The sequence below is a fragment of the Halomonas sp. JB37 genome (assembly GCF_002332255.1).
GTDB lineage: Bacteria > Pseudomonadota > Gammaproteobacteria > Pseudomonadales > Halomonadaceae > Vreelandella > Vreelandella casei.
Map to the genome: position 1 here is coordinate 3,234,236 of NZ_NRGW01000001.1, position 16,415 is coordinate 3,250,650.

Below are 16,415 nucleotides of genomic sequence, written 5' to 3' on the forward strand. Positions count from 1 at the left end.
ATAGCATCAATAATCTCATTGACTGGTCACGTATCGAGCAAGTCAGTACTGTTCAACCCTTTATCAGTCGCTGCTGATCAAGTACGAGCCGACATGCAGCTTGAGTGCTAAAGGCAACTACTACGACAATGCTTGCGCCGAGAGCCTTTTTCATAGTCTTAAAGTAGAAGCGATTCATGGTGAACGGTTTGATACACGCCATGCGATGCGAAGGCAGGTATTTGAGTACATTGAACTGGACTACAACAAGCAACGGCGGCACAGTGCTATTGGAATAATCAGTCCCGAGATTTCTGAAGCCCGAATGATCGCTTAACCCGTGTCCACTATTACTGGGCAGGATCGCCTCATGTTTTTCCATCGGAAATGTTAATGATATTTCGGGGCTCTTTTTTTACAAAAAATGCCTGGATATTATCAACCGATCCATTGAGAAAACGCGAAAAGGTTTCTTCAGTTTTCCATGCCATATGTGGCGTTGTTATGACATTATCCAGTGCCGAAAAAGCATTATACTGCGGTAGCGGCTCTTCGCAGAAAACATCTAGCCCCGCCCCACCAATCTTCTTACTCTGCAAAGCATCAATGAGCGCCGCTTCGTCAATGATGGCTCCGCGTGAGGTATTGATCAGAATCGCACCTGGCTTCATTAGTTTAAAATGCTCCGTCGTCAATAACCCCTCCGTTTCAGGTATCAGCCTTACATGGATACTAACGGCGTCCGCTTGGGTGAGTAGGCCTTCCAATGAAACGTACTCTACTCCCATTTGGGCTGCTCGCTCCTGAGTCAACCTGGGGCCCCATGCAACTACCCGCATGCCAAAGGCCTGTGCCATTTTCGCCACGGAACATCCAATCTTGCCCAGACCAATCAGACCAATGGTTTTACCGCTCAAATTGCTGGTCACGATCGTTGGCCACTCCCCAGCGGACATCCGACGATCCACCTCAACAACTCGCTTGGTGAGGTTAAGCAAAAAGGCAAAAGTCATTTCGGTTACCGCCGCCGTAGACCCACCCGGCGTCGTTGCAACCGAAATCCCCGCCTGTGCCACTGCGTCTTTATCCATATGCGCAAGGCCCGTACCGGTTTGAGCGATTAACTTTAGGTCGGGCAAAGCCGCGATAAGGTCCCGGCCAATCAAGGTGCGCTCTCTCAGCGGGATGATCGCATCGGCTCCTTGAAGTCGACTCACCAGGGCATCAAAGGTAGGCATGTCACCATAGATCTCCACCTCAGAGAATTCACGCAGGCGAGATACGGCAGAATGCTCCTTCATACAGCCTTCCCAATCATCAAGAATTACAGTTTTCATACACACTCACTCCCTAGTGCAGGCTAAAGCCAAACAAAACCTTGTCTGGACTCCGCGATTATCACTCAATTACTGTTTAATTAAGGGCGTCTCTCTTGAGTAGCTGTTCTTCAAGTGTTTCCCAACTGCTCTGTATATGCCGCCGCATCAATAAGCCCGCCACCTCTACATCACCTTCCGAGATAGCTGAGGCTATGCGCTCATGTTCATAAAGTGCGATTTTTCCGCGCCCCGTAACATGCCGATGCTTGTTCCTTAGCAGGGTTAGCTGCGGACGAAGCTCGTGTGTTAAATAACGCTCAATGAGTAGGTTACCGGACATGCGTGCGGTAACTAAATGAAAGTCATACTCCTCGGACTCCTGGAGATAGGCCCCCTCAGGATGAGATGTCACTTGGCTGGCATGTAACTGCAGTAACGCCAGGTACTCATCGCCAGTGGATGCATTGGCACGACCGGCTGCTAACATAGCGGCCTCAGTTTCAAGAGCAGTTCTAACCTGGTAGATCGCCCGAGCGTCTTCGTACCGCATTTCACGCACATGCGCTCCACTGTTCGGCACGATGGTTACAAGCCCACACTCGCTAAGGCTTTTGAGCGCCATACGCACAGGCCCTCGGCTGACAGAAAAGCGCTCAGCCAACGCAACCTCGCCAAGACGAGCACCAGCCTGCAACAGACCTTTAAGTATTTCACCGTATAAACCACTAGCTACTCGTTCAGCAGCCAAACCATTCGCTTCTTCTTTTATTGTAGACAAAGCAATTCTCCTCGAATGCATACAGCTTTATATAACTTTCAATAATTTTCAATAATTTTCAATAATTTTCAAAAAATATCTTAAAAATTAGACCTTTTGCCTACATATCCGAGGATCTACAGAAACTACTATATGTACTTCTATATTTACTCACAAATGATTGTCATACAATTATCTAAAGAAAAGCGGAGTGGCCACCATGATTAATAAGAAAAAAGTCATTGCTACAGCTATGCTGGGTTTCTCCCTGACGGCTGCGATTACCCCCCTCACCGCCACAGCCCAGGAAAGCTGGCCAACACAAAAAATCACTTTCGTTGTTGCGCTTGGCCCTGGCGGATCCGCTGACCGCACCGCTCGCGCGTTGGCTCAGCGGCTTCAGGAAGATCTAGGCACGCCAATTTCAGTCGTAAATCAAAATGGAGGGGGGGGGCATGTCGGCCATACCTACTTCCACAATATGCCTGCTGATGGGAGCTATTTCCTTGCGTCCTCAATACATCCCTACATCTCGAATGCGATTCTTGGCTTTGATGCCACTTATGATTTGTCAGACTTCGCATTTATCAACGGACAGTGGAATGATTACGATCTTTTCGCCGTCAATGCGGACACGCCTTATGAAACGCTGGCGGACTTCATGGCGGCAGCCAAGGACAATCCAGGAAGGCTAAGCGTTTCTGTCGTACCTGGCTCGACCGGCGCTATCAACCTTGAACTGGCTCTTGAAGCCTTTGGACTCGATAAAACAGCCGTCAATATTGTCACCTACCAGTCTGGCGGTGCTGCGCGTACGGCGGTCGCCGGTGGGCAGGTAGACATGACCGTATTGGCTGCAGACGGCACGCTATCAATCCAGGAGTACATACGCCCTCTTGCCTTAGCGGCTGATACCGCATCAGAAGACTGGGATGCTCCAACGCTGAATGCAGCGCTTGAAGAGAGCGGATACGAGCCAGTCCCGGTACTGGCAGGATCAATGCGAGGCCTCGCCGCGCATGCTGCCTTTAAAGAGAGTAACCCAGAAGCATTTCAACAAATGGTCGATGCCTATCACAATGCGCTGCAAGATGAGACATTCGTTAGTCGGCTAGAAGCCCAAGATATTGGTGCAGAGTGGCTGGGGCCTGAGCGCACGACAGAGATCATCGAATCCAACTTTGAAATTTTGAAGCAATACTCACCAGAAGCAGAATGAATAACGTCACTGCTGGCGCATAAGCACTGGTGCTTTGCACATAATCACCACGGGATCAACTTACGTTTGGTCCCATTATTATTTCAATGTGGAGACACTATAAAATGGTAACAGGAAAGATTTCTGCAACGCATGCCTTTTTGTTAGGCCTCATACTGGCTATAGCGGGCTTTATTACCTGGAGCGCCACTCAGGCTTCCACAACGCTGAACAATCTAGTGATAGTGGCTCCCAGCGCAATAATCATTGGGCTTTTGTCCATTGGGATTGCCACTAAAGCCTTATTGAAGCCAGTGTCAGAGCCTTCGCCCAGCAGTATTGATAAATCATCTATATGGAGCGACATACTGCTTCTTACAGGATTTGCCGCCTTTTGCTTTGCGTTAACCAACGTCGGCTTTGACGTTGCTACTTTCGTTTTTGTCTGGGTCGGCGTTCTTATGTGTGGGAGCAAAGGCAAATGGCAACCGCCTCTATATGCACTCGTGTTTACTGTTTTTCTTGTCAAGGGTTTTGGCTCTCTATTCCCTTATCCAATGACCACACTAGTGCTTTAACATGATTGATCAACTCGCATTATCTCAGGCGTTTACTCTTCTTTTTACTGATCTAAGCCCTTGGCTTTGGGTTATCCCTGGCTTATTTATCGGCCTAGTTTTCGGTGCGATTCCCGGGCTACAAATTTCAATGGCCATGGCCGTTTTCCTGCCAGTGACCTTTGGCATGGATTTTCTTCAAGCCATGCTGTTTTTAACCGCCATATTTACTGGCGGTGCCTACGGTGGCGGGGTAACCGCTATTCTTATGAATATCCCCGGGTCATCTTCATCAATTGCAACGGCATTTGACGGATACCCGATGGCGCGAAAGGGTCAACACAATGAAGCACTCGGCCTTGGCCTTTGTGCTTCCGTGGTGGGCGCTTTCGTGGGTTACAGCCTTCTGATGTTATTAATCAACCCATTGGCTGCTTTTGTACTTAAAGTAGGTCCGCTGGAAATGGTCGTGGTGGTACTGTGGGGACTAACCCTTATCGCGACACTCAATGACAGCAGTATGGCCAAGGGTCTGCTGGCCGGCTTTCTGGGTCTCATGCTCAGCCAAATTGGCATGTCCACGACGGGCATTATGCGTACTACAATAGGCAACCCCTATCTTCTTGATGGCATCCCGGTTGTGCCCGCCATGATCGGCATATTCGCCGCTTCTGAGTTATTACGCCTGAGAGGAGGCTCATTTCTAGTACAAAATGAGGCCCAGCGTAATATTTCGTTTTCTCTTATTCTCAAAGGCGTCAAGCAGACGTTTCGCCATCCCGGCATCTTACTACGCGGCAGCCTCATTGGCGCACTGATCGGCGCCATTCCGGGCGTGGGCTCGTCGGTAGCCAACCTTGTCTCTTATGGCGAGGCCAAGCGAACGTCGAAGACACCTGAAGTATTCGGCAAGGGAGCACCCGAGGGTGTTGTGGCGGCCGAATCAGCAAACTCCAGCTCGGAGGGCGGCTCAATGACAGCACTACTAGCTCTTGGCATTCCTGGTGGGGCTGCGACTGCTGTACTTCTGGCCGCGTTCTCTTTCCACAATATTATTGGTGGGCCATCGTTTATAAGAGACCAGACCGATATCGTGTATTCGATTATTCTCGGCAATTTGGGTCAAGTAGTACTTCTAGCGTTTATGGGATTACTTAGCCTTCGCTTACTGGGCATGGTGGTGCGCGTTCCACTGGCTTATCTAGTGCCAAGCGTATTAGCAATGTGTGCCTGGGGTGGCTATGGCATAACCGGCACTATCGCTGGACCGCTAACGGTTGCCGCCTTTGCAGGGCTCGGCTGGCTCATGCGACAAAACAACTATCCCGTCGCAGCCGCGGTCATCGGTTTACTGCTTGGCCGCATGATGGAAGGAGAAGTTGTGCGCACCTTACAGGTGTCCGGTGGCCGACCTTTTGAATACATGCTGGAGCGACCCATTGCTCTTGCTCTTTTCATCATAATGCTGCTTGTTTTGATGGGTGCCCCAGCATTGAAAGCACTTCGTTCTCGCCGTGCTAGCCATGAATCTAATTAAACAAATGCCTCCTCAACTTCGAGGAGGCATTACTTTTTGCATCGGCGCCTTAGGCGGATTCGCTTTTTTTGCACTCTCCCTACCGTTACCATGGGTACTTGGCAGTCTAACGGCCTCACTTCTATGTACTCAGACGACATCTTTTCAGCCTCGTTTTCCTGGCCCATGGCGCAGTTACGCCATGGTTGCTATCGGCACCATGCTAGGCACCAGTTTTACGCCAGAAGTCGTACGCCAGGCCGGAGACTGGACCATAAGCCTGATTGTCATGAGTTTGTTATCGCTGGCATTTTGTTTTATCGCTTATCAAATATTTTATCGCTTAGGGAGAATGGATCGAGTTACTGCCTTATTCGCCGCCATACCAGGCGGGCTCTCAATAGTGTCTGTTTTGGCAGAAAATTATCGAGCCGAAGTCAGCCGCGTTGCCCTCTGTCATACAGCGCGATTAGTGGTATTGCTAATTGCTGCGCCCATTATCATCCAGGCTATTTCCGGCATTAACCTCGCTGACGCCAGCCTTGCAAGCTTTACTCACGCGGAAGCAATAGATCCTTTTAAACATGGAATCCTGGCACTGGTGGCGATAGCCAGCGGCTGGCTAGCCTGGCGATTGAACTTCCCCTCAGCGATGCTATTGATTCCATTGCTCAGCTCAGGATTACTGCACGCTACTGATATTTTGACGGTCCATGTTCCCCCCATACTTTCCAGCGCAGCACAGATTATTATTGGCGCAGGAGTAGGAGCGCGATTCACGCATTACTCCCTTCCACAAATTTTAAAAGATGGCTGGCTAGCCGCAATGATTGGCGTACTCCTCACCCTCGGCTCCTTCGTTGCAGCCCTGTTGCTTGCACCTATTATAGGCTTAAACGACACACCTTTATTCTTATCCTATTTGCCTGGAGGGGCACCGGAACTTGGCGTCGTAGCGCTTGCGTTATCCATAGATCCTGCCATGGTGGCAGCCCATCATGTACTTCGTGTTTTCTTGATCCTAGCGATGCTTCCTCTGATCGCCAGTTGGCTAGGAAAACAAATTCAGCAAGGCTAGGGCCTGTTGACCTTTCACATGGGTAGCCACAAAAATCCGCAGGCCAAGACTACCCTGCTTTCATAGTTTCGCTTGAGCTTATCGTAACGCATCGCTATTGCGCGATACGGCTTCAATCGCGCAAAGGCATTCTCCACGATATGCCGATAGCGATATAACCCTCGGTCCAAACTAGCATTTCTCTATTTCGAATTACGCTTGCGTAGAATTACGGCCTTCATAGTCTTTGCTTCAGTCTGCTCACGGGGACACTCGTTGTCTTAGCCTTTGTCAGCGGCCAGTGCATCATCTGACGGCAAGTCGTTAATTAATTCCTGGACTTCTGTTATGCACCTCACCGCTCATTATCCTGAATCCATCGGGAAGTCCGTAAGCGTCGAAGGCCAAATGAATGTTGCTGGCGTTGCCTGCACGGTTTTTACCAATGGTTTCTGTCTCCTCTGTGGCGGCCCGGTAATGTCCTGGTGTGCTTTGACACAAGGGTAGCCACTCGATATCAGGATCATCCACCAGAGTGCCGGAAAGCATCATCAGTTTTTCAGCTGCTGACCAGGCGTTGAAGCGCTTGTAGGGAGTACTCCAAAGCCCAAATGCTTCGGGTAAGTCCCGCCACTGACACCCCGTGCGCATCCGGTGCAGAATACCTTCCACAGTAAGTAGTAGGTTGGCCTTGTCATAGATACCTTGTTGAAGCAGGATAGGTTTTAGCTTCGGTCAGTTTTCATCCGTGAGCATTCATCGAGGCATCGTAGGCTCGCAGTTTTTGGGTGTGAGAACCTCTATTCTGCGAGCTTGCTCTTATCCTGCCAAATCCTTTTCGTCCAAACGTCAACAGGCCCTAACAATAAAAACCAGTTCAGTACAAAAAGCTCCCTAAAACAGTTGGCCCGACAACCATCTTGTCGGGCCAACGTTAAGTGCTGCGTGAGCGATAGAAAGGCATCGTTAGAACGTTTTGGGGAACATCATTTGCGGCAGGTATAAAAACACGCTCGGCAGCAATATCATGGCAATAATCACTAGCATAATAAGCACGATGAGCGGCATGACAGCCACGAAAGCGCGCCCCATCGACACCTCGCCTATCTGTGTGGCTATCAGCAGACAAATACCGTATGGCGGCGTGATCAGTCCCAACGTCAGCGACAAAATCACCACCAGGCCCATATGGATCTGGTTGATATCTGCCGACACGCAAAGCCCTTGAATGATAGGCAGGAAGATGATCACCGCCGTCACCGGGCTAAGCACTGTGCCGATGACGAGCATGAAAAACATCACCAGCAGCATGATACCGACTCGGGCCTGGGTAACAGACAGGATAAAGTCGGCAACCTCCTGAGCAATCCCCAGGTACGAGATCAGCCACCCCATGATCCCCGCTGACGCAACGGCGAACATCGGCAGCGAAAAGCTCACCACGGAATCGGCTAAAATACCCGGCAATTGCTTAATATGAATCGCACGATAAAACACAAAGGCTAGAAGCCCACCGACCAGAACGGCTACCGAGGCCGCTTCGGTCGCAGTAAACACACCGGCGGTAATACCGCCTAGCACGACCAGCGGTAACATCATGGGAGGTGCCGCCGTCAGGGCGGTGCGGCCCACTTTTGAGAACGAAAACTTGCCCGTTGCCTTGATACCGTGACGCTTGGCAACGTAATAGACGTAGCCCATCTGCATCAAACCTACCAGCACACCAGGCAATACGCCGCCCATGAACAACGCCCCGACAGACACATTGCCGAAAGCACCGTAAATCACCATCAAGATCGAGGGTGGAATAATACCGCCCAGTACTGAAGACGCCGCCGTTAAGGCAACAGCAAAAGGCGCGGGGTATCCGGACTTCTTCATCGCGGGAATAAGTACGGCGCCGACGCTGGCCGTATCAGCAGCGGCGGAGCCCGACAGGCTGGCAAACATCATCGACACCATGACGTTGATGTGCCCAAGCCCACCGCGAACGTGCCCGACCGTACTGTCAGCAAAGTTCAACAGGCGATCGGTAATGCCGCCGTCGTTCATCAGCCGGCCTAACAATAGAAAGAACGGCACGGCCAGCAGCGGAAATGAATTGATGCTGGCAAACATCTGGTTGACGACCGAGGTCAACGGTAGCCCTAGCTGGGTGATCGTAATAATAGATGCTAAGCCAATGGCAAACGCAATGGGTACGCTAAGCGCAATAAGAAGCAAGAAGCTGCCAATCAAGACCAACAAAGGGTTCATATTTTGGTTGCCTCACGCGCGCTATCCACGCTGTTAGCTTTTTTGAGCATCGCAATATCATCCATTATGATTTCAAAGGAAAATAGCAACATCGCTAATCCCGCTACTGGAATCGCGGCAAACATATAGGCCATGGGCGTTCCTAGCGCGACCGAACGCCGGCTCCAGCCCATATCAACCAGCACATTGCCGTGGACAATTAACACATAGATCACCGGCAAGCAGGCGACGTTGCCAAACAGACGCAGCGCCCGCTGGGTGATCACAAAACGCGATGGAAAGACATCAACCACATAGTGACTGCGCCTGCGCACCGCAATAGCGGCACCCAGAAACACTGACCATACGAAAAACGCCATGGCTACTTCATCGGTCCAGGAAACCGAAATTTTCAAGTAGTTGCGCGCCACAACCTGATAGAGAACCGTAAGAATAAAGCCCGCAAACAAACTGCTCGCCACAAACGTCAGCGCCTTCTCTATTACATTGTTTATTCGTCGCATGCGTGCGCCCTTTCCTTCGCGGTAACGCTCCCCGTTAACGGGGAGCGGTCAGCTAACCAAGTGACTTATCGGTGACGGCTTAAAGATTACGAATCGTTTCAAGCAGTTCGGTCAAATCGCGCTCTTGAGCAAACTGGTCATGAAGAGGAACGATTTGATCAATAAAGGCCTGCTTGTCGACCTCCGTTACCGTTACACCCAGGTCTGCAAACTGCTGAATGACTTCGGCATCATACTCAACGCCTTTTTCCGTTCCGTACTCACCCGCGTGCTGCGCCGCGTCGAGAATAATGGCCTGATCTTCTTCTGAGAAACGATTAAAGCGGTTCTCGCTGATAGAGATGTGGCTCATCATGATCTGATGCTCGGTTTTGGCATGATACGGGGCGACTTCGTAGAGTCGGCTTGAGAAGTAGCCGCTGATAGTGCTTTCAAAGGCACCGACGACGCCGGTTTGCATACCCGTGTAGATTTCTGTCCAGGGGAGCGAGGTAGTCAACGCCCCCGCCGCTTGCCACATTTCTGCGTCAAGGCGTGAGCCGGTAACGCGCATTTTGACGCCTTCAAGGTCGGAAGGCTCAACAATCGGCCCCACATTGCTGCTTAAGTTGCGCGTACCGCCGCCGGTTAAGCTAAGCAGTTTCAAACCAACGCCAGACTCGCTCATGGCATTGTCGAAATACGCATAGACAGGAGAATCAGACGATGTGGCTGCGCGAAAGTCGTCCATATCATCAAACAAATAGTTGAGGCTGAAGATCTCGAAATCAGGAATATAGGGCGAAACATTCATGACCCCGCCAATAATCATGTCGGTCGTGCCAATGCGTATTTCGTCGACCATGGTTTGGTCGTTGCCCAGCTGCCCACCTTGAAAAATTTGTACTTTCACACGGCCATCGGTAGCTTCTTCGACTTCTGTTTTAAAGGCTTCCGCCGCATCAACCCAGGGATGGGGCGCGGTGACGACGGTACCAAGGCGCAGCGTTTCTGCCAATGCTGGCGTTGCGGTCAACAGGGCCGCCGCGCTTAATAGGGCAATGCTTGAGAGAGTGCGGGTCATCGTGGAGATTCCTTTGTCGATATATGGTTAGCAAAAAGGCCGTATGGCTACTTGCCCGATACCGGCTCGCCGAGCGTGTGCATTAGGCGGTTGGCCCATCCAAACAGCGTCGTTGAAAGCGTTAAATCCAAGATTTCTTGATCGTTTAAACCCACCTCTTTCAGACTTCCAATATCTTCTTGGGTGACGTTGGGAGGACATTCGGAAAGACGCATACCGAATTTCAAAATAGCGCGCGTGCGCGGGTCAAGATCGGCCTCTTTGCCACGCAGGAAGATATCCCCCATGACCCGATCATCGCCGACAATATTATTGTAACGCTGGGCATGAACAGCAGCACAATATATGCAGCGATTGACCACAGACGCAGCCACCGCGCCCAGTTCACGCTCTTCGCGGGCAAGGCCACCCTTGTCGTACATAATGCCGTTGAACAGCGAGGTGCGAATGCGCAGCGACTCCGGGTCGTGTGCCAACACCAGCACGTAATCGGATATCTTGGTATTAGAGGGCGTTTCCTTCAGCGCTTCGCGCTGGGCGGGCGTCGCCTGCTCATAATCAATCGGCGTGACATGGGGGCGCCACGTAGGGACACGCGTCGTAAACTTATGAATAACGCGGCTCATTGCGCTTCTCCCATGACACTTAACACAGCGGCAACTCGCAGCTGATAATTAACAAAGGCGACCAGCCCGGCTAAGCGCACAATGTCCGATTCATTGATATCCGCTTTACGCAGCCGTTCAATATCGCTTTCGCTGGCATCTTTGGGTGAGCGAGTGACTAAATCTACATAGCTCACCATGGCAGCGAGACGCGGCTCACTTGCCGGTGGGTGGCTGTCCGTCGTTGCCAAGCTCAGCGGGTCGGCTTCGCTGCCGTAGCTGGACAGCAGCTCGGCATAGTGGCGCGTTAGCCCCTCTTGCTGGCACACTTTCGCCATCCGGCAGGCAAACACTGCCCTGGTTTCAAGCGCCAGCCCACCTGGGTCGCTGGGCAACAGGGCGGCTTTATAAGAGGCCTGCGTCAAGTCCATCAGCTTGCTACGCATCCCTAACGCGTCAGCGAGGGGGCCGGTACTCGGCACATTGGCCGCTGCTTCTATTACATTTGTCATTTTTATGTCCTTAAACGGATCAGCCAAGCGCTTCTTATCAAAGGGAACCGCTTTATAACGGTGACGGCAGCGGCGATGCCTGCCACTCGTCGCCCAGGAGTTCCGGGGTGTCATAGTCCTGAAACTGCTGCCAGTGGCGCTCAACGTCTTGCTGGTAAAAACACGCAGCGATGGCGTTAACCAGCCAGCTGGCTCCCTCGCTAATGCCCGGGATATCGCCACTTACTTTGCCAAGACTGACGGACGCACCGTAGTTGAAGCAGTGTATGTGGCGTAACCATGGCGCTGAACCAGGCTCACGTTCTTGAAAAGCGAAGTCGCGCCCGACATACGGGAATTTACCCAGCTCGTCATCCTCAAGCTCGCGCGGCGGCTGATAGCAGTCGCGCCATAGCAGAATACGGTCGGCGTAACCCGCTAATTCAGTGCGTGCCAAAGGGTCGACTTCAAACCCAGTTCCCATAATCAGAAAGTCGCCGCGAACCTCGCCCTGCTGTGTTTCGAGCACAACGTCATCGCCGTCTATTCGCGTTGAACGGACACCGCAGTCAAAATGAAAATAGGCGTTGTCATGGCGGCTAACGCGCAAGGTAGAGCCACGCGGTGGCGGGGTCTGGGTAATAAAGGAGTAGTGCATAAAGCGCCAGCGCCAGTCGTCGCTCAAGCCGGCATAGCCTTGAGTGAAGCCAAACGAACCGATACCCATCATTTTATTGACGGTGGGCATTTGCGGACGGCGAATCAGAAAGCGCACCGATTGCGCGCCGTTCTCCAGCGCTTCGGCGGCATTATCAATGGCCGACGCGCCCACGCCTACGACAATAACCCGCTTGCCTTTTAACGCAGTAAAGTCGATATCATCTGCGGTATGCGCCCACACCCGCTCAGGCAAGGTGGCCACAAAACCCGGAATTTTGGGTGCGCCGGTGCCTTCACGCCCGGTCGCCATGATGAGTTTACGGGTCAGCACCGACCCGCTGCGGGCACCGGTACCCGAAAGTTCAAGGCTTAATAAATCGCCTTCTGGCTTAACATGCTCAACGTTAACGTTATTATCGATCGGCAGTGCCAGCACCTGACGATACCAGCATAAATAGTCCATCCACATGGGGCGGGGGATTTTATCCAGTGCTTCCCATGCCTCGTTACCGAACTGAGCTTCATGCCAGGCGCGAAATGTCAGCGACGCGAATCCATAGCTAGGGCCAGGTAGCGTTTTAGGCGAACGTAGCGTTTCCATCCGCGCATAGTTCATCCATGGTCCTTCAAGACCCGCAGCATTTCGATCGAAGACACGAATATTGCGAATACCCGCAGCTAACAGTGCAAACGCTGCGACCATACCGCACTGCCCGCCGCCTATGATGACGACATCATAAATATGTCGGCCATCGTGAGCGGCTCGGCTAGGCACCCAGTTTTCACGGGGCAGGTTTAAACACGCCAAGTCATAGCGGACGCGTTCATTAAGCGCTTCAAGACCAGCGCCAACCTGTGAGGGGGAAGAAGTTACTGTCATTGCGTCATCTCAATCTGGGACTGCCTAGCCTTGTCTGCTTCATGAGGCCACCAAAACCAACGGATAGGTACATCTGAGCTAGCAGTGCTTGCGGGCAGGTCGGCCTGTTCTGCCAACGCAACAATATCCCGTGCCTTAGCGAAGTAATCCTCGCCTTCTTCGAACGTGGCGTCTGATGCAGGGCTCGCCTGGGTGAAAAGCGCGTCCAGACATATCGCTGGCATGCTGGGCTGATTTTCCACCAAGTGTTGGCGAACGCTCCAAACACCGGATTTTTCATCGACGGTGTAGAGCTTCATTAATACCGCCGCGTAACGTGTAATAAACTCGACGGCAGATATTACATAGTTAGCCGACTCATTGCTAAAAAAGAAATGAAATCCGAGTCTTACCCAGCCTGGACGATATAAGCTTCGACCTTTTTGGACTAAGCGTTCGTGCTCTAACGCCGTGTCCGCATCAATTGAAAGCAGCTCATGACCATAAGGGCCTGCACACGAACAGCCGCCTCTTGCCTGAATGCCAAACAGGTCATTGAGCATGGCAACAATGAGATTGTGGTGAATGTCACGCTGCCCGGCGCGAACGTTAAAAGAGAAAATAGACAGCCGCGGCGCATCCACCGGCCCCAAAAGCGTTAAGTTATCAAGCGTTGACCAGCGCGCCATGGCCATCGCTATCATGGCTTTTTCCTGCGCTTCAATGTAATCCACACCAACCAGCGATTTAACGCGAAAGGCAAGGCCCGCTCGGATGTTGCCTAATATATCCGGGGTGCCGCCCTCCTCCCGGCGTTGAATATCGCTCACATAGCGGTGTTCCGTCGCGGTGACATAAGACACCGTGCCGCCGCCTGCAACCGAGGGGATGGCATTACGGCACAGCGCCTTTCTAATCACCAAGACGCCGGAACTACCCGGCCCACCTACGAACTTATGCGGCGAGACAAAAACCGCGTCTAAGTGATCATTTTTGCCGGTGCCCGCCACATTAATATCGACGTAAGGGCCGCTGGCGGCATAGTCAAAAAGCGCCAGCCCATCGTAACGATGCACCAGCGTGGCGATAGCCGAAACGTCCGTTTTGATGCCGGTTACGTTAGAGGCTGCCGAAAACGCGGCAATTTTTAGCGGCCGGTCAACGTAGCGTTTTAGCTGCGCCTCTAGTTCGTCCAGGCGTATAAGGCCATCTTGGCCTAGCGAAATACGTACCAAGTCGGCATCGCATTCTCGCCAGATAAGATCGTTGGAATGATGCTCGTAAGGCCCGATAAAAATCACCGGCCTAACGTCACTCGACGTATCCCCCCGCTGCTGTAACTCTAAAATTTCACAGCAGCGATCAATCGCTGCCGTTGCCCCGGCACCTGCAAACAGCACCGCATAGTTGTCATTAGCCCCAACAGCTTGGGCCACCGCTTGGCGGGCTGACTCGCGATAGCGGGTGGTGACTTTTCCGGTATAAGAAGTTTCGGTGTGCGTATTGGCATAAAACGGCAGCAGCTGCTGGTAAACGGCGTTTTCAACAAAGCCTAACGCACGCCCTGAAGCCGTGTAATCAGCATAAAGCAGCGGGCGCATGCCAAACGCGGTAGGAATAGACATGCCTTCGCCTATCACGTCATCGCGAAGAAACGCTACCCACTCACTAGAATTGCCCGAGAGGCAGCTCGGTGGTTTTTTTGACTTGTTCCATTGAAAAACATGATGTGACATTGCTTAACTCTACTGTCGAAATTAGCCTTTTATAAAAGGCGTCGAAAGACTGATTATCGCGTGTAATGACCTTAAGCAAATAATCATACTCACCGGCCAAACGATTAACTTCCATAATTTCAGGAAAAGACTGAACAGCTTCCTGAAATGTATCTAGCCAGGCTTGGTTATGTTTGTCTGTTTTAATCATGACAAACACAACAAGGCGAAGATTTAGCTTCTCAGGATTGAGAACGGCAATTCTTTTTTCTATAAACCCGTCTTTCTCTAACCGCTGTATTCTTCGCCAGCACGGGGTTACCGACAACCCAATCCCTTCTGCTAGCTGGGCAATAGAAAGACTATCATCATGCTGAAGCTGTTCAAGAATTTTTAAATCAAAGCGATCAATAAGCAATTTATTTCCCTTCAGATAAAATTATTAGAATAATTTTTTATATATTCAAAATATTGCTCCGTCAAGGAAAATAAATTCCTCTGCCATCCCGTCGATAAAAAAGCAAATAATGGAATTATATAAAGTCTGGTGGGGCAATCACACTCTTTATAAAATCAGGAAAACTTTGTAGACAGCATATTATCAATGCTTCTCACCAATTGAATATAAGCGTTAAAAACCAGCGTTAATAAAACACTAAAAATCAGCCAAACTCAAAATCATAAAATAGTATAAGCTAACCAAAAAAATCTATTGAATAGGCAACCCCACCCTTTAGCTTTAAAAATACAACATAATCAGCTACCACATACATTGTTAGCAAAGGCTATGTTAGTTCGCCATTACAAACTTTATTTTTAATCATTACACTTTTTTAATCATTAAAGCATGCTAGGATTCATCGCTATTGAATACCCGACTTTTGCACTCAGGTATGGCTCTATCGCCATACTCGTCAGTAGATATACGCAGTCATTTGTTTCAGCTAGCGTTTCTATTGCTTGAGTTTCTATTGCTAAAGCGCCTACTCAGAAAGAGTTTTTAAGTTATGACACCGATCACCCTGCTGTTCCTGGCCGTATCAATGTCAGCGGATGCTTTCGCTGCCTCCATCAGCAAAGGCACAGAACTTAAGAAGCCCACTTTTCGCCATGCGATCGGTATTGGCTTAGTCTTTGGCATCATTGAAGCCATCACGCCGGTGCTCGGCTGGGCGGCGGGAAAGGCATCGCAGCAGTATGTGCAAGCCTGGGATCACTGGGTGGCATTCACCCTGCTTTCGGTGATTGGCCTGCATATGATTTACGCCGGGCTCAAAAAGGACGGCAAAGTAGAGCATCGCAAGCAAACACTCTGGCTATTAGTCATCACCGCCACCGCGACCAGCATTGATGCGATGGCGGTCGGCGCAAGCCTTGCCTTTATCGATGCCAACATTATCGCTACTAGCTTTGCCATTGGTCTGGCCACAACAATCATGGCTTCAATGGGCACGCTGCTGGGCCACCGGCTTGGTAAGTTTGTTGGCCATTGGGCAGAGTTAATCGGCGGTATTGTATTGATTGGGATTGGGCTGGCGGTACTGGCACAGCACACCGCCATTTTTTAGATCTTTTCAGCACGCCTAGACCCTGCATTGCACGCCACATAAAGGTCAGCTATCGCCAACGATAGCCGACCTAACCAGCCTTTAGATAGGCATCTGCGCGACCACCCCCCCATCACTCCCGCCCCTTAAACACCGGCCCCACCAGGGCGCCAACCTGTACTGTTCAGGCTTTAAGGAGTAGGGTATGCCACCTGCTCGATACCTCCTGCGCCTTATGGCGGCTTAATGATGGTATTGATCTGGCCCCCTTACGACGGCGTCTCCAACGTCGGATATTGCTTTACCAGACGGCTAACCGCAGTCTCATCTCGC

At 51.1% G+C, this 16,415-nt stretch carries 15 protein-coding genes and 2 pseudogenes; 6 read left to right on the forward strand and 11 right to left on the reverse strand.

Annotated elements, in window-relative coordinates; translation table 11 throughout:
• Positions 1-34: 34 nt before the first annotated feature.
• Positions 35-316: pseudogene (locus CIK78_RS15055) on the forward strand (IS3 family transposase); the annotation flags it as partial.
• Positions 317-347: 31 nt separating this feature from the next.
• Here CIK78_RS15055 and CIK78_RS15060 read toward each other — a convergent pair.
• Together CIK78_RS15060 and CIK78_RS15065 are read right to left on the reverse strand one after the other, a co-directional pair.
• On the reverse strand, positions 348-1,316 hold the full coding sequence (locus CIK78_RS15060) for a D-2-hydroxyacid dehydrogenase family protein (RefSeq protein WP_096281615.1): 969 nt from the start codon (positions 1,314-1,316) through the stop codon (positions 348-350).
• A gap of 76 nt (positions 1,317-1,392) precedes the next feature.
• The gene (locus tag CIK78_RS15065) at positions 1,393-2,076 is read right to left on the reverse strand and encodes a GntR family transcriptional regulator (RefSeq protein ID WP_096281617.1); all 684 of its coding nucleotides are present in this window, start codon (positions 2,074-2,076) and stop codon (positions 1,393-1,395) included.
• Between the two features lie 199 nt (positions 2,077-2,275).
• Between CIK78_RS15065 and CIK78_RS15070 the strand changes: the two genes are divergently transcribed.
• The 4 genes from CIK78_RS15070 to CIK78_RS15085 all read left to right on the forward strand — a co-directional run bounded on the left by CIK78_RS15070 (position 2,276) and on the right by CIK78_RS15085 (position 6,404).
• Positions 2,276-3,274 carry a tripartite tricarboxylate transporter substrate binding protein gene (locus CIK78_RS15070; RefSeq protein WP_096282403.1) on the forward strand — a complete coding sequence of 333 codons (999 nt, stop codon included), beginning with the start codon at positions 2,276-2,278 and terminating at the stop codon, positions 3,272-3,274.
• Between the two features lie 104 nt (positions 3,275-3,378).
• Positions 3,379-3,831 (forward strand): hypothetical protein, encoded by a 453-nt coding sequence (locus CIK78_RS15075; protein WP_096281619.1) that lies wholly within the window; start codon positions 3,379-3,381, stop codon positions 3,829-3,831.
• A 1-nt stretch (position 3,832) separates the two neighbouring features.
• Positions 3,833-5,347, forward strand: coding sequence for a tripartite tricarboxylate transporter permease (locus tag CIK78_RS15080; RefSeq protein ID WP_096281622.1), 1,515 nt, complete (start codon positions 3,833-3,835; stop codon positions 5,345-5,347).
• Positions 5,348-5,351: 4 nt separating this feature from the next.
• Positions 5,352-6,404 (forward strand): AbrB family transcriptional regulator, encoded by a 1,053-nt coding sequence (locus CIK78_RS15085; RefSeq protein WP_096282404.1) that lies wholly within the window; start codon positions 5,352-5,354, stop codon positions 6,402-6,404.
• Between the two features lie 14 nt (positions 6,405-6,418).
• Here the strand turns inward: CIK78_RS15085 and CIK78_RS15090 are convergent.
• The 9 genes and pseudogenes from CIK78_RS15090 to CIK78_RS15130 form a co-directional block, all read right to left on the reverse strand.
• Positions 6,419-7,139, reverse strand: a pseudogene (locus tag CIK78_RS15090) (IS5 family transposase).
• Between the two features lie 210 nt (positions 7,140-7,349).
• Positions 7,350-8,639: a TRAP transporter large permease gene (locus CIK78_RS15095; RefSeq protein ID WP_096281624.1), complete on the reverse strand. Its 1,290-nt coding sequence runs from the start codon at positions 8,637-8,639 to the stop codon at positions 7,350-7,352.
• Positions 8,636-9,142 carry a TRAP transporter small permease gene (locus CIK78_RS15100; protein ID WP_096281626.1) on the reverse strand — a complete coding sequence of 169 codons (507 nt, stop codon included), beginning with the start codon at positions 9,140-9,142 and terminating at the stop codon, positions 8,636-8,638. The genes CIK78_RS15095 and CIK78_RS15100 overlap by 4 nt, the downstream gene beginning before the upstream one ends.
• A gap of 79 nt (positions 9,143-9,221) precedes the next feature.
• Positions 9,222-10,205: a TRAP transporter substrate-binding protein gene (locus tag CIK78_RS15105; RefSeq protein WP_096281628.1), complete on the reverse strand. Its 984-nt coding sequence runs from the start codon at positions 10,203-10,205 to the stop codon at positions 9,222-9,224.
• Positions 10,206-10,252: 47 nt separating this feature from the next.
• The gene (locus CIK78_RS15110) at positions 10,253-10,831 is read right to left on the reverse strand and encodes a peroxidase-related enzyme (protein WP_096281630.1); all 579 of its coding nucleotides are present in this window, start codon (positions 10,829-10,831) and stop codon (positions 10,253-10,255) included.
• Positions 10,828-11,322, reverse strand: a complete 495-nt coding sequence (locus CIK78_RS15115) for a hypothetical protein (RefSeq protein ID WP_096281632.1) — start codon at positions 11,320-11,322, stop codon at positions 10,828-10,830. The genes CIK78_RS15110 and CIK78_RS15115 overlap by 4 nt, the downstream gene beginning before the upstream one ends.
• Positions 11,323-11,374: 52 nt before the next feature.
• Entirely contained in the window at positions 11,375-12,841 is a 1,467-nt protein-coding gene (locus CIK78_RS15120; protein WP_096281634.1) for an NAD(P)/FAD-dependent oxidoreductase, read from the reverse strand.
• Positions 12,838-14,445 carry an aminotransferase class V-fold PLP-dependent enzyme gene (locus tag CIK78_RS15125; protein WP_225734512.1) on the reverse strand — a complete coding sequence of 536 codons (1,608 nt, stop codon included), beginning with the start codon at positions 14,443-14,445 and terminating at the stop codon, positions 12,838-12,840. The genes CIK78_RS15120 and CIK78_RS15125 overlap by 4 nt, the downstream gene beginning before the upstream one ends.
• Positions 14,446-14,488: 43 nt before the next feature.
• On the reverse strand, positions 14,489-14,953 hold the full coding sequence (locus tag CIK78_RS15130) for an Lrp/AsnC family transcriptional regulator (protein WP_217990292.1): 465 nt from the start codon (positions 14,951-14,953) through the stop codon (positions 14,489-14,491).
• 589 nt (positions 14,954-15,542) lie between these two features.
• Between CIK78_RS15130 and CIK78_RS15135 the strand changes: the two genes are divergently transcribed.
• Positions 15,543-16,103 (forward strand): manganese efflux pump MntP family protein, encoded by a 561-nt coding sequence (locus CIK78_RS15135; RefSeq protein ID WP_096281637.1) that lies wholly within the window; start codon positions 15,543-15,545, stop codon positions 16,101-16,103.
• The last annotated feature ends 312 nt before the right edge of the window (positions 16,104-16,415 follow it).

Bases quoted from the DNA above. Each gene is read 5' to 3' on its own strand.
- CIK78_RS15115 (WP_096281632.1), bottom strand. From the start codon at position 11,322: ATGACAAATGTAATAGAAGCAGCGGCCAATGTGCCGAGTACCGGCCCC.
- CIK78_RS15075 (WP_096281619.1), top strand. From the start codon at position 3,379: ATGGTAACAGGAAAGATTTCTGCAACGCATGCCTTTTTGTTAGGCCTC.
- CIK78_RS15060 (WP_096281615.1), bottom strand. From the start codon at position 1,316: ATGAAAACTGTAATTCTTGATGATTGGGAAGGCTGTATGAAGGAGCAT.
- CIK78_RS15105 (WP_096281628.1), bottom strand. From the start codon at position 10,205: ATGACCCGCACTCTCTCAAGCATTGCCCTATTAAGCGCGGCGGCCCTG.
- CIK78_RS15125 (WP_225734512.1), bottom strand. From the start codon at position 14,445: ATGTCTATTCCTACCGCGTTTGGCATGCGCCCGCTGCTTTATGCTGAT.
- CIK78_RS15085 (WP_096282404.1), top strand. From the start codon at position 5,352: ATGCCTCCTCAACTTCGAGGAGGCATTACTTTTTGCATCGGCGCCTTA.
- CIK78_RS15095 (WP_096281624.1), bottom strand. From the start codon at position 8,639: ATGAACCCTTTGTTGGTCTTGATTGGCAGCTTCTTGCTTCTTATTGCG.
- CIK78_RS15135 (WP_096281637.1), top strand. From the start codon at position 15,543: ATGACACCGATCACCCTGCTGTTCCTGGCCGTATCAATGTCAGCGGAT.
- CIK78_RS15110 (WP_096281630.1), bottom strand. From the start codon at position 10,831: ATGAGCCGCGTTATTCATAAGTTTACGACGCGTGTCCCTACGTGGCGC.
- CIK78_RS15080 (WP_096281622.1), top strand. From the start codon at position 3,833: ATGATTGATCAACTCGCATTATCTCAGGCGTTTACTCTTCTTTTTACT.
- CIK78_RS15070 (WP_096282403.1), top strand. From the start codon at position 2,276: ATGATTAATAAGAAAAAAGTCATTGCTACAGCTATGCTGGGTTTCTCC.
- CIK78_RS15100 (WP_096281626.1), bottom strand. From the start codon at position 9,142: ATGCGACGAATAAACAATGTAATAGAGAAGGCGCTGACGTTTGTGGCG.
- CIK78_RS15120 (WP_096281634.1), bottom strand. From the start codon at position 12,841: ATGACAGTAACTTCTTCCCCCTCACAGGTTGGCGCTGGTCTTGAAGCG.